Origin of the sequence: Bradyrhizobium sp. S69, from assembly GCF_009766005.1 — a bacterium.
In the GTDB taxonomy this organism is placed as follows: Bacteria; Pseudomonadota; Alphaproteobacteria; order Rhizobiales; family Xanthobacteraceae; genus Bradyrhizobium.
Map to the genome: position 1 here is coordinate 130,622 of NZ_LMUK01000043.1, position 12,960 is coordinate 143,581.

The 12,960-nt window shown below is 61.9% G+C and carries 11 protein-coding genes; 7 read left to right on the forward strand and 4 right to left on the reverse strand.

What is annotated here, in order from left to right; genetic code table 11:
* Positions 1–90: 90 nt before the first annotated feature.
* On the reverse strand, positions 91–1,311 hold the full coding sequence (locus GSQ88_RS23095) for an MFS transporter (RefSeq protein ID WP_246784989.1): 1,221 nt from the start codon (positions 1,309–1,311) through the stop codon (positions 91–93).
* A gap of 272 nt (positions 1,312–1,583) precedes the next feature.
* On the opposite strand from GSQ88_RS23095, the gene GSQ88_RS23100 reads away from it, so the two are divergent.
* The gene (locus GSQ88_RS23100; protein ID WP_159010067.1) at positions 1,584–2,507 is read left to right on the forward strand and encodes a glycerophosphodiester phosphodiesterase; all 924 of its coding nucleotides are present in this window, start codon (positions 1,584–1,586) and stop codon (positions 2,505–2,507) included.
* A gap of 105 nt (positions 2,508–2,612) precedes the next feature.
* Positions 2,613–3,590, forward strand: coding sequence for a Bug family tripartite tricarboxylate transporter substrate binding protein (locus GSQ88_RS23105; protein ID WP_159010068.1), 978 nt, complete (start codon positions 2,613–2,615; stop codon positions 3,588–3,590).
* 18 nt (positions 3,591–3,608) lie between these two features.
* Here the strand turns inward: GSQ88_RS23105 and GSQ88_RS23110 are convergent, their stop codons facing one another.
* Positions 3,609–5,315, reverse strand: coding sequence for a methyl-accepting chemotaxis protein (locus GSQ88_RS23110; RefSeq protein WP_159010069.1), 1,707 nt, complete (start codon positions 5,313–5,315; stop codon positions 3,609–3,611).
* Between the two features lie 564 nt (positions 5,316–5,879).
* On the opposite strand from GSQ88_RS23110, the gene GSQ88_RS23115 reads away from it, so the two are divergent.
* Entirely contained in the window at positions 5,880–6,866 is a 987-nt protein-coding gene (locus GSQ88_RS23115) for a Bug family tripartite tricarboxylate transporter substrate binding protein (protein ID WP_159010070.1), read from the forward strand.
* Between the two features lie 407 nt (positions 6,867–7,273).
* Here GSQ88_RS23115 and GSQ88_RS23120 read toward each other — a convergent pair whose 3' ends face one another.
* Both GSQ88_RS23120 and GSQ88_RS23125 read right to left on the reverse strand, forming a co-directional pair.
* The gene (locus GSQ88_RS23120) at positions 7,274–7,483 is read right to left on the reverse strand and encodes a hypothetical protein (protein ID WP_159010071.1); all 210 of its coding nucleotides are present in this window, start codon (positions 7,481–7,483) and stop codon (positions 7,274–7,276) included.
* A gap of 105 nt (positions 7,484–7,588) precedes the next feature.
* Entirely contained in the window at positions 7,589–7,942 is a 354-nt protein-coding gene (locus tag GSQ88_RS23125) for a phasin (protein WP_159010072.1), read from the reverse strand.
* A gap of 195 nt (positions 7,943–8,137) precedes the next feature.
* On the opposite strand from GSQ88_RS23125, the gene GSQ88_RS23130 reads away from it, so the two are divergent.
* The 4 genes from GSQ88_RS23130 to GSQ88_RS23145 all read left to right on the forward strand — a co-directional run bounded on the left by GSQ88_RS23130 (position 8,138) and on the right by GSQ88_RS23145 (position 12,939).
* Positions 8,138–8,953, forward strand: coding sequence for an RMD1 family protein (locus tag GSQ88_RS23130; protein WP_159010073.1), 816 nt, complete (start codon positions 8,138–8,140; stop codon positions 8,951–8,953).
* Between the two features lie 160 nt (positions 8,954–9,113).
* A complete protein-coding gene (locus tag GSQ88_RS23135) occupies positions 9,114–10,529 on the forward strand; it encodes a TAXI family TRAP transporter solute-binding subunit (protein WP_159010074.1) in 1,416 nt (471 codons plus the stop codon).
* Positions 10,530–10,645: 116 nt separating this feature from the next.
* On the forward strand, positions 10,646–12,397 hold the full coding sequence (locus GSQ88_RS23140; RefSeq protein WP_159010075.1) for a SulP family inorganic anion transporter: 1,752 nt from the start codon (positions 10,646–10,648) through the stop codon (positions 12,395–12,397).
* Between the two features lie 275 nt (positions 12,398–12,672).
* Complete coding sequence (locus tag GSQ88_RS23145) at positions 12,673–12,939, forward strand: hypothetical protein (RefSeq protein WP_159010076.1); 267 nt, start codon at positions 12,673–12,675, stop codon at positions 12,937–12,939.
* Positions 12,940–12,960: the final 21 nt, after the last annotated feature.

The following is a 12,960-nucleotide window of genomic DNA, read 5'->3' on the forward strand; positions in this document are numbered from 1 at the left end:
CAAGTGTCTGCTACATCACATTTGGCAGGATTCTTGTGGCAAGATTCTTGTGGCAGGATTCTTGATCGCCCGGACGGAGCCGGACCCCCGTCAGGCCGCCGCCTTGCCGGGCGCGGTTTCACGCATCATCGTCATGGCGACAAAGCCGACCGCGGTGGCAAACAGCAGGTACCAGGCCGGCGCCAGCGCATTGCCGGTGACGTGAATGAGCGCGGTGACCACCGGTTGCGCGGTGCCGCCGAAGGTCGCAATCGCAACCGCATAGATGGTCGCAAACGTGCCGCCGCGAATGTGCTGCGGCAGCCCCTCCGCCAGCGCGACATAGAAGGCGCTGTAGGGGATGCTGCCGATCAGCGTCAGCAACCCGAAGCCGCCGAGCAGCGCCCATGCGCTCTGCGTGTCCACGATCCACAGGAAGGTCGGGTAGGTCAGCAGCAATGTCACCAATTGCGGCCACACCATCACGTGCCATCGCCCGACCCGGTCCGCCAGCCATCCGCCAAACAGCGCGCCGGCGATACTGAGCCCGTTGCTGACGACGGAGGTGCCGAACGCCAGATCGGTCGACACATGCAGGGTGCTTTCCGCGTAAGTCGTCATGTACTGGCCGACATAGGTCGAGATGGTGCCGGAGGCCAGAATGAGCAGGCCGAGCACGATAATGCGCGCGTTGTCGCGGATCACCGCCAGACGTTTGCCGGCCGCTTGTTTGGCCGCTACCGCCGCCGCGCCGAGATCGACCGTCTCCGGCAGGTTCGAGCGCAGCCACAGCCCGAACGGCAGGCAAACCGCGCCGAGCAGGAAGGCGATGCGCCAGCCATAGGATTCCAGCGCCGCATCGCTCATGGTCCGCGACAGCACCACACCGACCAGCGCGCCCGCGGTGGCGGCGATCTCCTGGCTTGCCGGCTGCCATGAGACGGCGAGCCCACGCCGGTTCGGCGGCGCGGCCTCCATCAGATAGGCCGTGGTGGGTCCGACTTCGCCGCCGAGCGAGAAGCCCTGCACCATGCGCGCGAGAATCGCGATGACAGGCGCCGTGACGCCGATGGTAGCGTAAGACGGCGTCAGCGCCAGCACGATGATGGCGGAGCCCATCATGGCAAAGCTCAGCATCATCGCCGGACGCCGGCCGGCCCTGTCGGAATAATGCCCGATCACGATGCCGCCGATCGGCCGGGTCACGAAGCCGACGCCGAACGTCGCCAGCGACAGCATCAGGCTGCCGAACTGGCTCGTGGAGGGAAAGAAGGTGTGGCCGATCTGGACCGCGAAAAAACTGTAGGTGATGAAATCGTAGAATTCGAGCATGTTGCCGATGGTGACGGCAAGCGTTCCACGGCCGAAGATCGCAGGGGATTCCGGTTTGAGGGCGGCAGCTTCTGCGGATGGATTGGCCATTTGTCCTGCTCGTTTGCGTCGTCAGCGCTATAATACATCCCGGCGCGCGGAATCGTTCCGCATGCCGGTCGTATGCTGATAGCATGCGGGATCAATTGGGTCAGGGCAAACCGGGTATGGCGATCCTTCGTTGCTGCGCGATCGCCGCCGCTGCCCTCTGGCTTTGCGCCGGCGGAGAGGTCATGGCTTTCGATATCGAGGCGCATCGCGGCGGGCGGGCGCTGTTTCCGGAAAATACCCTGCCCTCGTTTGCCAACGCGCTCTCGATGGGCGTCAACACGCTGGAGCTGGATATCGGCGTCACCCGGGATGGCGCGGTCGTGGTCTCCCATGAACGCAAGCTCAACCCTGATTTGGCCCGCGGCCCCGATGGCGTCTATGTCACGCCGCCCGGCACGCCGTTCGTCCAGTTGCGGCTTGAGGACGTCAAGCAATACGACGTCGGCCAGATCCGGCCGGGTAGCCTCTATGCGGCGCAATTTCCCGACCAGCATGCGGTGCCAGGAACGCGGATTCCCACGCTGACCGAGGTGTTCGACCTGGTGCGCCGATCAGGCGATGGAGCTGTGCGGTTCAACATCGAGACCAAGATCGACCCCAACCATCCCGAGGAATCACCCGATCCGCAACGGTTCGTTTCCGCCCTGCTCGATCTGGCGCAGACCGAGCGCATGAGCGACCGGATCATGGTGCAGTCGTTCGACTGGCGAACGCTGCAACTGGTGCAGAAACAGGCAGCCCTCATCCCGACGGTTTATCTCACCCAGCAAAAAGGCGCCGGCTCCACCATCGCGCTGGACAAGGCGACCGAATGGACGGCGGGTTTTAACCCCGGCGATTACGGCCATTCGCTTCCGCGCACCATCAAGGCTGCGGGTGGCGCAATCTGGTCGCCTTATTTCCGCGATGTCGATGCCGACCTGATCGCCGAATCCCACCGCCTCGGGCTCAAAGTCGTGGTCTGGACCGTCAACAAACCGGACGATATCGCCGCCATGATCGACATCGGCGTCGACGGCATCATTTCCGACCATCCGGACGTGTTGCGCAAGGTCGCCGGCGAAAAGGGCATTGCCCTGCCGCTCGGACACCCCGTCACGCCCTGAAGCGCCGCCGTATTCACATCTCCCGCGCGCCGGCGCACCTTTTCAGCTGCACGATGGTTGCGCTAGCGTTGCTGCAAACAAAGGCTGCTCGCAGGGGGAATAGTCATGGCACTTTCGCGGCGCCAATTGCTCAATTTGACCGGGGGCGTAGTGCTGCTGCCGATGTCGCCGCGGATCGCCCGGGCCGAGACCTATCCGGCGAGGCCGGTGCGATGGGTGATCGGTTTCAGCGCGGGAAGCTCGCCGGACATTTTTACGCGGTTGATGGCGCAATGGCTGTCGCAGCGGCTCGGTCAGCCTTTCATCGTCGAGAACCGGCCAGGCGCCGGCAGCAATATCGGCACCGAGCAGGTCGTGCGCGCGACACCCGACGGCTACACGCTGCTGCTGACGACATCCGCCAACGTCTGGAATGCAAGCCTCTACGACAATCTCAGCTTCGACTTCCAGCGCGATATCGTGCCGGTCGCGGGCGTGGTCCGCGGCTTGGGCGTGATGGAGGTCGGTCCGTCGTTTCCGGCCAAAAGCGTTCCCGAATTCATCGCCTACGCCAAGGCCAATCCCGGCAAGATCAATATGGGATCGTCCGGCGTCGGAAGCCCGCAACATCTTTACGGCGAGCTGTTCAAGATGATGACGGGCGTCAATCTCGTTCATGTCCCGTATCGCGGGCCGCCGCAATCGCTGACCGCGCTGTTCGCCGGCGAGATCGAGGTGATGTTCAACACGCTGTCCACCTCCATCGAACACGTCAAAGCGGGTCGACTGCGCGCGCTGGCCGTGACATCCGCGGCGCGATCGGATCTGTTGCCGGACATTCCGACCGTGGGCGAATTCGTGCCCGGCTATGAGGCGACCAGCTGGCAGGGCGTCGGCGCACCGGCTGGCACGCCCAGTGGGATCATCGATACGCTCAACCGGGAAATCAACGCCGGCCTCGCCGATGCCAATCTGAGGGCAAGGATCGAGGCCCTCGGTTATTCGCCGTTTGCAAGTTCGGCCGCAGCGCTCGGCAGCTTCGTTGCCGAGGAGACCGGTAAATGGAGCAAGGTGATCCGCGCTGCCGGCATCAAGGCGAATTGAGTGATCTTGCGCTCCGCCTTAGGCGGCGCGCACCGTGGTGAGGAACTCGCCGACCTCGAGCTTGAGACGGTTGCTGTCGCGGGACAGCGACTGTGCCGCGGAGAGAACCTGCGAGGATGCCGAACCGGTCTCGCCGGCGCCGCGCTGCACGTCGGTGATGTTGGACGAGACCTGCTGGGTGCCTTGGGCTGCCTGCTGCACGTTGCGGGAAATTTCCTGGGTTGCCGCACCCTGCTGTTCCACGGCGGCTGCGATGGTCGAGGAAATCTCGGACAGTTTTTCGATGGTGCCGCTGATTTCCCTGATCGCATTCACCGAATCCTGCGTCGCGGACTGAATACCCGCGATCTGCTGGCCGATCTCACCGGTCGCCTTCGCGGTCTGCTCGGCCAGCGCCTTCACTTCGGAAGCGACCACGGCGAAGCCGCGGCCGGCCTCGCCGGCGCGCGCCGCCTCGATGGTGGCGTTCAGCGCCAGCAGATTGGTCTGCCCGGCAATGGTGTTGATGAGTTCGACCACATCACCGATGCGGGCCGCCGCCTTCGACAATTCGCCGACGCGATCGTTGGTCTTGCGTGCCTGGTCCACGGCCTCACTGGCCATCCGTGCCGATTCCTGCACCTGCCGGCTGATCTCGTTGACCGACGACGCCATTTCCTCGGTCGCCGACGCGACTGCCTGCACGTTGGTCGAAGCCTCTTCCGAGGCCGCGGCAACCGCGGTGGTGACTTCGGTGGCGTGCACGGCGGTCGCGGTCAATGCGGTCGCGGAAGCCTCGAGTTCGGTCGAGGCCTGGGACACGGTCTCGATGATTTCGCCGACCGCGCCCTCAAAATCATTGGCGAGCTTGTTCATATCTGCCTTGCGCTGTTCGGCGAGCCGCTTCTCGGAAGCCTCCTGCTCGGTGCGCAGCCGCGCCACTTCGAGCCCGTTCTTCTTGAAGACCTCCACGGTGCGCGCCATGTCGCCGAGTTCGTCACGGCGTTCGAGGCCTGGAACATCAGCCTTCAGATCGTTGCGGGCAAACGCCTCCATCACCGCCTTGAGCAGGTTGATCGGCCTGACGATGCCAAACTGGCCGATCAGGTAGCCGGCCAGTATCCCGAACAAAATGCCGATGGTCGCGACGATCGTCAGCTGGCGTGACGTCGCCCGGTATTCCTCCGAGGCGTGCCTGGCAAACGCATCGACGCGATCGTCGAGCGATTCAACGACCGTCCTCATATGCGCGCGGAGCTCATTCGCCGATATCTGACTGTTGACGGCCGAAGCGCGCAGGCGCTCGACATGCTCGGCCAACTCGACGCCGCTGGCTTCATCGGCCAGACGCAGCGTGTTTTGCAGGCTCTTCTCGTAGGCGGCCATCGTGTCCCCGATGGCAGGCAACATCGCGCGCGTTTTCTCGTCGCGGGTTTTTCCGAAATCCTCAAATCGCTCCTTGAACAATTTCATCTGCTCGTCGACGATCTTGCGCACGGTCGCACGGTTTTCCGGTCGTGGATCGAGCGCCACCTGGAATTCCGCGCTGCTCAGCGACATGACGCTGGTGCTGGCACGCGCGGCTTCGAGCGCCCGCTTCGCCGAGGAAGTCATGGTTTCCGCATCGTCGTTCATCGAGCTCATGGCACGGATGCCGAGCCAACTGGTGCCGACCGCGACCGCTCCAAGCAGCAGGATAACCGCCAGAATTTTGGTGATAATCTTGACGCGCGCCAGCAATGACATCACAAGCCCCTCAATTTTGCCCAAGCGGTCAGCCGACGTCGTCGACCGCGAAACAGCAGTTCGCCGCAGGCGATCTGGTTCGGGCGTCCGACAGGTCACATTCCAGGCTTACAAGCAATAAATACCCCATGAGGTCATTAGCCCCCGTTAACTTACGGTTCCGTAAAATTACGGCTCATGCGCGGCATTTTAGCGCGCCACACGGCGTTGAACGCGCGGCCACGGCTCCGGCGAATGACGACCTCGAAAAGTGTCCAATTGCTTTTGCGTCATCGACCTGCTTACGCGGGGACCCACCGGAACCGTCATCCTGAGGAGCGGCCACTTGGCCGCGTCTCGAAGGATGGCTGCACGCACTGCGCGGAACAACATCCTTCGAGGCTCGCAAGGGCTCGCACCTCAGGATGACGTCCGAGTTAGCTTCACAAGCTTTTGCGCTGGCGGGAATATCGGCAGGCAAGCGGCAATCTTTGCGCAACCAACGTTTACCAATGACGGCTAGAACATCCTACGGCGCGGTCGGATTTCTGCAATAGTTGCCCGATCTGCCGGTGCGAGGCGGCGATGATCAGTAGAAGAACCTTATTCCGTTCGACAGCGGGCGCCGGATTGGCGCTGTTCGGGCCGCAACGGACGACCTCCGCCAACGCCGCGGCATCCTATCCCAGCCAGTCGGTGCGATGGATCGTGCCTTACAGCGCCGGCGGCGCGACCGACGTGTTGTCGCGTTTGATCTGCCAGTATCTGCAGGACCGGCTGGGCCAGCCCTTCATTGTCGAGAACAAGCCCGGGGCCGGCAGCAACATCGGCACCCAGGACGTGATCAATGCGCCGGCCGACGGCTATACGCTGCTCCTCACCAGCACGGCCAACGCCATCAATGCATCGTTCGATCCGACGCTGCCTTACGATTTCGCCAAGGGAATCGTGCCGGTCGCAGGCCTCGCGCGAATTCCCCTGGTGCTGGTGATCAACAACGAGCTGCCGATCCACAGCATCGCGGAATTCATCGCCTACGCCAAGGCCAATCCGGGCCGGATGAGCATCGCCTCATCCGGGATCGGCACCTCGCTGCATCTTTCCGGTGAGCTGTTCAAGGCCATGGCGGGAATCCAGTTCACCCACATTCCCTATCGCGGTTCGGCACCGGGCCTTGCCGACGTGATGTCGGGTCACATCCAGGGCATGTTCGACAACGTGACCTCGTCGTTCGAATTCGTGAAGAGCGGTAGGCTGCGCGCGCTCGGCGTCACCACCACGGAACGATCGGAGACCATGCCCGAGGTGCCACCGATCAGCGATACGTTGCCGGGATTTGAAACCAGTTCGTTCTACGGCGTCGGCGCGCCCCACGACACGCCACAGCCGATCGTCGATCTCCTCAACAAGGAAATCAACGCAGCCATCGCCGATCCCGTGATCAAGAGCCGGCTCAGCGAACTCGGCGCCATCGCCATCACCGGCGATGCCAGGCAATTCGCGGCCATGCTCCAGCTCGAAACCGAACGCTGGCGCAAGGTCGTGGAACTATCGGGTCAAAAGAAAGAATAGCGCGCCTTTCGATTCCATCTGAACGGGAAAAGGCTCTGGCCGGCTGGGCGCTGTCATTGCAGCCGTGTCGTCACAATTTTGTTATCGCAGCTTTGTCGTCACTTGGCGGGCCACCGGCCGTTTTGTCAGGTGCGTGACACTTTTATGTCTGCATGTTCACGTCATGAGCCATGCGATTCATGAACCAGATGATTCATGAGCCAAGTTATTCATGCAAATCCCTGCCGGTTGGAGCCGACAGGGATCAGCAGGAAAGATGACGAACGGCGAGTGGCATCACCCGGTGGCCCATCAAGGACCTGCACAACGATTAAAGTCCGCCACAGAAAGCCAGGCAAGACTATTTTGTGAGCAAGGGCCCGTTCAAGCGACTATTCAAGCAACTCCAGGGAACTTTGATGGAATTTTCATCCCCTGGTATCGAGGGACACTCCGAGTTGATGCGCCTTGACCGCGGTTGCACCAACGGTTCGCTTCAACGCCTTGGAAATTTTGGCAACACCGGCTTTCTTTTTCGCCAGCGTTTTCAATTCACGCACATCGGAAGGGGTCCACGCGCGCCGAACGGACTTTTTCTTCACGGACTCTTTCTTCACGGACTTTTTCTTCTTGGCCATAACGGCTCCTCTTTTTACGAAGCGAGCTTTTATCACACCAAAAAGAATTAGCAACGCGACGAAGCGCGCCGCGAGCTAAATTAAAAGTAATTCATCTGCCAAAAATCATGATTGACGTTTTGTCGCATCCTTGGCTGCCGACATCACCCCTCCTGCGATCTGTCGCATGTGATCGCCCGCGGTCGTAAATTGGCTCCTTAGAAATTCCGATTGAATTTGCATGGCTTGCTGGAGGTCGGTGGCGTGAACCAGCTTTCGCGCGTGTTCGAATGCCGCCTTCATGTTCTGTTCGGTGAAGGTAAGCGCTTGCCGGGACATGTCCGTTCCCGGACCGGGAATCGATGCGGCCGATTTATTCGCAGCATCGAAAAACATCCCGAACGCCTTTTCCGTCTGATCGATGGTTTTCTCGACCAGATCGCGCAGTTCCGCCGGCACCTCGATTTTCGGTTCAATCATGTCGTGATCCTCCCTGATCTAAGTTGAGGGTTAGCACATTTCCGGAAACGCCTGCTTAGGTATTTAGCGTCCCTGATATCAATTTTAAGACGCCGGGCGAACCGCATACCAGTGTTTCTTTCGCCGGCGGCTTTGGCCACGGCCAGGTGCGATGATAGGTTGGCCCGGCGAGCGCGCATGCTGGGAGCCGGCCCGATGACCAAACCCGAACCCGTTGCCATCGACATGGGAACGCGGCTGACCGCCCACGCGCTGCATGTCGGCGACCGCATCAATACCATGGGCTTCGAAGGCGAGGCTCTTTCGGCGGTCCCGCTCGCGATCCGGGTCGGCAAGACCGGCATTGCCGTGCTTTTTCGCTATGGCGTCGCGGTGCTGATCGGCCTTTCAGCCGAGGATGAGCGGGCTTTTCTGGAGAAGTTGACGCCCAGGATCGGCGGTCAGTTCGCGCGTTTTGAAGAAGAAACAGCGATCGTGACGCTATCCGATGAAAAAGAGGATCAGGTTCAGGCGGGAGGCCCGGTGCAGTTGCGGGACATGTCGCCGGGACGGCTTCTCGTCATCGCCGACGTGCTGGCCAAGAGCGTGGTGCTGGCCCGCGACGAACGCGACGTGGCGAAAGTGTTCGAGATCATCGAGCCGTTTGCAAAGGAACTGGCGGATCACGGCTACACAAAGCGGGATCGCAAAGGGGTTTTGCAATTGATCGGAAATGCCCTGCTGGTCCAGCACAGGGTATCAGGTCGCGTTGCGATCGGTGAAAAGCCGGATGCGCTGTGGGACCGCCCCGACCTGGAACGGCTCTACGCCCGGCTCGAAGACGAATATGAACTGAAGGAACGCGTCGATACGCTGAACCGGAAACTTGCCGTAGTGGCGGAAACCGCCAACACGCTTGCCGACATCATCGATACGCGTCGGTCGCTTCGGCTCGAACTTATTGTCGTGGTGCTGATCGCGCTCGAGATCGTCGCGACCTTCTACCAGATTGTCGCCGCCAAAGGCCACTGACCGAGCCGGAAGGCCTTTAGTTACGCTAATATCACCTATCGCGTATTTACCTTGATCAAATCCGTCCCCGGGCCTAGATGCAGGGTGCCATACGGCAACAGGCCGTAACCACCGACATGACCACCTATACGACATAAAGCCGTGATAGCCGGAACAACCGATGGATTCACGCCTGACCCAGGACTTGAACGGAGCCTTGAACGCAGCGCCGCTGCTGCGCCAGAAGCGACAGCGGTCTGCGTTTCTGATCCTGCTTATCGGAATTTTTGTGTTCGCGGCCGCGGCGGGCGCGCTTTATTATGCGTTGCGGCCGGAGACCTTGCGGATCGCGGTTGGCCCATCGGACAGCGACGATCAGAAGCTCATTCAGGCACTGGCGCAAAGCTTCGCCCGACAACGCAGCGCGGTCAGGCTCGCTCCGATCCCGACCAATGGACCGACCGAGAGCCTGGCGCTGCTGGGCGCGGGTAAAGCCGACCTCGCCGTGGCGCGTGGCGATCTCGATATGCCGGCCGACGCCCAATCGGTGGCGATCCTGCGCAAGAATGTCGTCGTGCTGTGGTCGCCGTCGGGGCTGCCGGCCAAGGGATCGAAAAAGACGCCGATACCCAAGATCAAGAGCCTCGACGACCTGCCGGGACATCGCATCGGCGTGATCGGAACGACGCAAGTCAATGTGACGCTGCTGCGTGTCATCCTGAGCGAGTCCGGCATCGATGCCAGCAAGGTCACCATAGTTCAGTTCGCGACCCATAAGATCAGCGATATGGCGCACGACGCCAGTATCGATGCCTACATGTCGGTCGGACCGCTGGCCAGCAAGATCACCTCCGAGGCGATCGCCGCGACCGCCCGCGAGCGCGGTGAACCGAAATTCCTGCCGATCGATGTTTCCGAGGCGATTGCGGAGAAGCATCCGCTGTATGAATCCGAGGAGATTCCCGGAAGCATCTTTAGTTCGTCACCGGCGAGGCCCGACGACAAGATCGAAACCGTCGGCGTCAACCATCTCATCGTCGCGCGACGGGAGGTATCCGAGACAGCGGTGGGCGGGTTCACGCGGCAGCTATTCAGCGTTCGGCAGGCCTTGGCGCGAGAGTTGCCGGGCGCAGCCAACATTGCACCGCCCGATACCGACAAGGACGCCGCCCTGACCGCGCATCGCGGCGCCGCGGCCTATATCGACGGCACCGAGCGGACGTTCCTGGAGAAATACAGCGACTATCTCTGGGGCACGATCCTGCTGCTGTCGGGCCTCGGCTCCGCTGGCGCCTGGTTCCGCAGCTACCTGAAGCGGGATGAAAAAGTTCAGAGCGTCGCACTGCGCGACCGGGTGCTGGCGCTCGCCGCGCTGGCGCGGGACGGCAAATCCATCGAAGAGCTGCGCGCCATGCAGGGTGAGGTCGATAACATCATCCGCGAGACCCTGAATAGCTACGATGACGGCGCGATCGAAGAAGGCGACCTGTCGGCCTTCAATCTGGCGCTCGAACAATTCCACCGCTCGGTCGCCGACCGCGGCGCGGTGCTGGAGGATGTCAGCGCCGACCCTCCGCGCCTGCGCAGCCGGCAATAGAGAGGCCGTGCCTCAGCCTACCCGCATCCCCGCTTCAGGCTTGCGTTTGCCCGACGACTTCCGGCAAAGTTCCCGGTAAAGTCGCTGGCTTTTCAAGGCTTGCCGAGGGGGCGCACATGATCGATCCATCCCATTCTCCGGCAACCGGTCCTGACCCTGTCGCCGAGAGATCCGTCGCGAAGACTCATCGCTGGCCGGTACTGGCTTCGCTGCGAGGCTATCAGCCGGCGTATATTTCGCACGATCTCGTCGCCGGACTGACCCTTGTCGCCATCGCCATCCCGGAGCAACTGGCGACGGCGCGGCTTGGCGGGTTTTCACCGCAGATCGGTTTCTTTGCATTTTTGGCGGGCTCGCTGGCTTTCGCGTTGTTCGGCAGCAACCGCTTCCTTTCCAGCGGCGCCGACTCGACCATCACGCCGATTTTCGCCGGCAGCCTCGCTTTGCTGGCCGCATCAGGTTCGCCGGATTATATGGCGCTCGCCGGCGTGCTGGCGCTGATGGTTGGCGTCGTGCTGGTGGTCGGCGGTATCTTTCGGCTGGGCTGGATCGCCGACCTGCTCTCAATACCCGTGACCGTGGGCTTTCTGGCCGGCATCTCGATCCACATCCTGATCTCGCAACTGCCCGCCATCCTCGGACTGCCGACGCCATCGGGCCCGATGCTGCAGCGGTTGGCGACCTTGGCCGGACAATTGCCGCATGCCAATCTGTTTACGCTCGGCATCGGCGTCGCCGTGCTGGCGGTGGTTACGGTTTCCGAACGGATCGACGTGCGTATTCCCGGCGCGCTGATCGGACTGATCGCTGCCGCCACAGCCGTCATATTCCTGAACCTTGAGGGCCGCGGCGTCGCCGTGCTCGGCGATATCCCGGGCACGCTGCCGAAACTCGTGGTCCCCGACATCCCGATCGGCCGATGGCTGCAACTGGTGCCGCTGGCGCTGATCATCGCCATCATCGTGATGGTGCAGACCGCGGCGACGACACGCTCGTTCCTGTCGGACAAGAACCAGCCGCCGGATGTGAACCGGGATTTCGTCGGCGTCGGCGTCGGCAGCATCTTCTCGGGCCTGATCGGCGGCTTTCCGGTCAATGCCAGCCCGCCGCGCACCGCGATCGTGGCGGAGACCGGCGGCAAATCGCAGCTCGCCGTTCTGGTCGCAGCCGCCATCATCCTCGGATTGCTCGCCTTCGGCGGCTCGCTGCTGCATCACGTGCCGCAGGCAGCGCTCGGCGGCGTCCTGCTGTTCGTTGCGATGCGCATCATCCGGGTCGGCCAGATCATGGCGATTTCCCGGCAATCGCTTGGCGAATTACTGCTGGTGGCAGCGACCGCCGCCGCCATTATCGTGCTGCCGATCGAACAGGGGGTGGCAATCGGAATCACGCTGTCGCTGCTGCACGGCATCTGGAGCACGACCCGCGCCCGCGTCACGGTTTACGAGCGCGTACCGGGCACCTCGATCTGGTGGCCATCCAACGCACACATTCCCGGTGAGACCGAACCCAATGTCGTGGTCGCGGGCTTCCAGGCGCCGTTGTCGTTTCTCAACGCCTATCATTTCCGGCGCGACGTGACGGCGCTGCTGCATTCATCCGCGCAGCCGCTACGCCTGATCGTGCTCGAAGCGACCGGTATCGTCGAGATCGACTTCACTGCCGCGCAGATCCTGAGCGACACCATCAACGCCTGCCGCGCGCAAGGCGTCAGCTTTGCGATTGCGCGGCTGGAATCGGACCGGGCGCAACAAGCGATCGCAAAATTCGGCATCGATGAGCTGCTCGAAACCAAGCGCCAGTTCCACAGCGTCGAAGAAGCTATTCGGACCTGCTGCGGCGAGACCAAAACGGGCGCGAAAGCGTAACGCCTGCTCCAACCGGATACGTTCGGTTTCCTCCTACTTGCGTTTGCGCGACAAGCTTGTCTCCCGATCGCGGCTGAATTTCGACGACGATGTGTTTGTACGAATTCCCTGCGCCACTATCACCGCCTTGCAAAAAACACGTGAACGAGCGCACGCGTGGCGTGCCCGCAACACGATTACCGATATTTAAGAAAATTCCGCGCGCAGCTGCGGGAACGCAATGAGATGTTGCGGGTTCTTCGTCGCGCAAACACTCAGTCAAGGAGAACTTCCTGATGCGATCTAAACTTGCACTCGCTGCCCTCGTCGCAGCCTCATTTGTCGGCGTCACCACCATGGCATCGGCGCAAACGCAGCCGGCAGCGGGCGCTTCGAGCGATGGCAGTGCCGGAGCGGGCGCCACCGACACCACCAAGATGACGAAATCCAAGAAGGTATCGTCCAAGAAATCGAGCAGCACGACCGGCATGAGCAAGAGCAAGTCGACCGGCCAGGGCGGTGCGGATTCCGGCGCCGACACTGGCGGCGGCATGAGCAAGTAATCCGGGCAATCTATACGTAGG

What these genes read in the sequence shown, in the direction of transcription:
- GSQ88_RS23095 (WP_246784989.1), bottom strand. Translation starts at nt 1,311, where the DNA reads ATGCTCGAATTCTACGATTTCATCACCTACAGTTTTTTCGCGGTCCAG.
- GSQ88_RS23100 (WP_159010067.1), top strand. Translation starts at nt 1,584, where the DNA reads ATGGCTTTCGATATCGAGGCGCATCGCGGCGGGCGGGCGCTGTTTCCG.
- GSQ88_RS23105 (WP_159010068.1), top strand. Translation starts at nt 2,613, where the DNA reads ATGGCACTTTCGCGGCGCCAATTGCTCAATTTGACCGGGGGCGTAGTG.
- GSQ88_RS23110 (WP_159010069.1), bottom strand. Translation starts at nt 5,315, where the DNA reads ATGTCATTGCTGGCGCGCGTCAAGATTATCACCAAAATTCTGGCGGTT.
- GSQ88_RS23115 (WP_159010070.1), top strand. Translation starts at nt 5,880, where the DNA reads ATGATCAGTAGAAGAACCTTATTCCGTTCGACAGCGGGCGCCGGATTG.
- GSQ88_RS23120 (WP_159010071.1), bottom strand. Translation starts at nt 7,483, where the DNA reads ATGGCCAAGAAGAAAAAGTCCGTGAAGAAAGAGTCCGTGAAGAAAAAG.
- GSQ88_RS23125 (WP_159010072.1), bottom strand. Translation starts at nt 7,942, where the DNA reads ATGATTGAACCGAAAATCGAGGTGCCGGCGGAACTGCGCGATCTGGTC.
- GSQ88_RS23130 (WP_159010073.1), top strand. Translation starts at nt 8,138, where the DNA reads ATGACCAAACCCGAACCCGTTGCCATCGACATGGGAACGCGGCTGACC.
- GSQ88_RS23135 (WP_159010074.1), top strand. Translation starts at nt 9,114, where the DNA reads ATGGATTCACGCCTGACCCAGGACTTGAACGGAGCCTTGAACGCAGCG.
- GSQ88_RS23140 (WP_159010075.1), top strand. Translation starts at nt 10,646, where the DNA reads ATGATCGATCCATCCCATTCTCCGGCAACCGGTCCTGACCCTGTCGCC.
- GSQ88_RS23145 (WP_159010076.1), top strand. Translation starts at nt 12,673, where the DNA reads ATGCGATCTAAACTTGCACTCGCTGCCCTCGTCGCAGCCTCATTTGTC.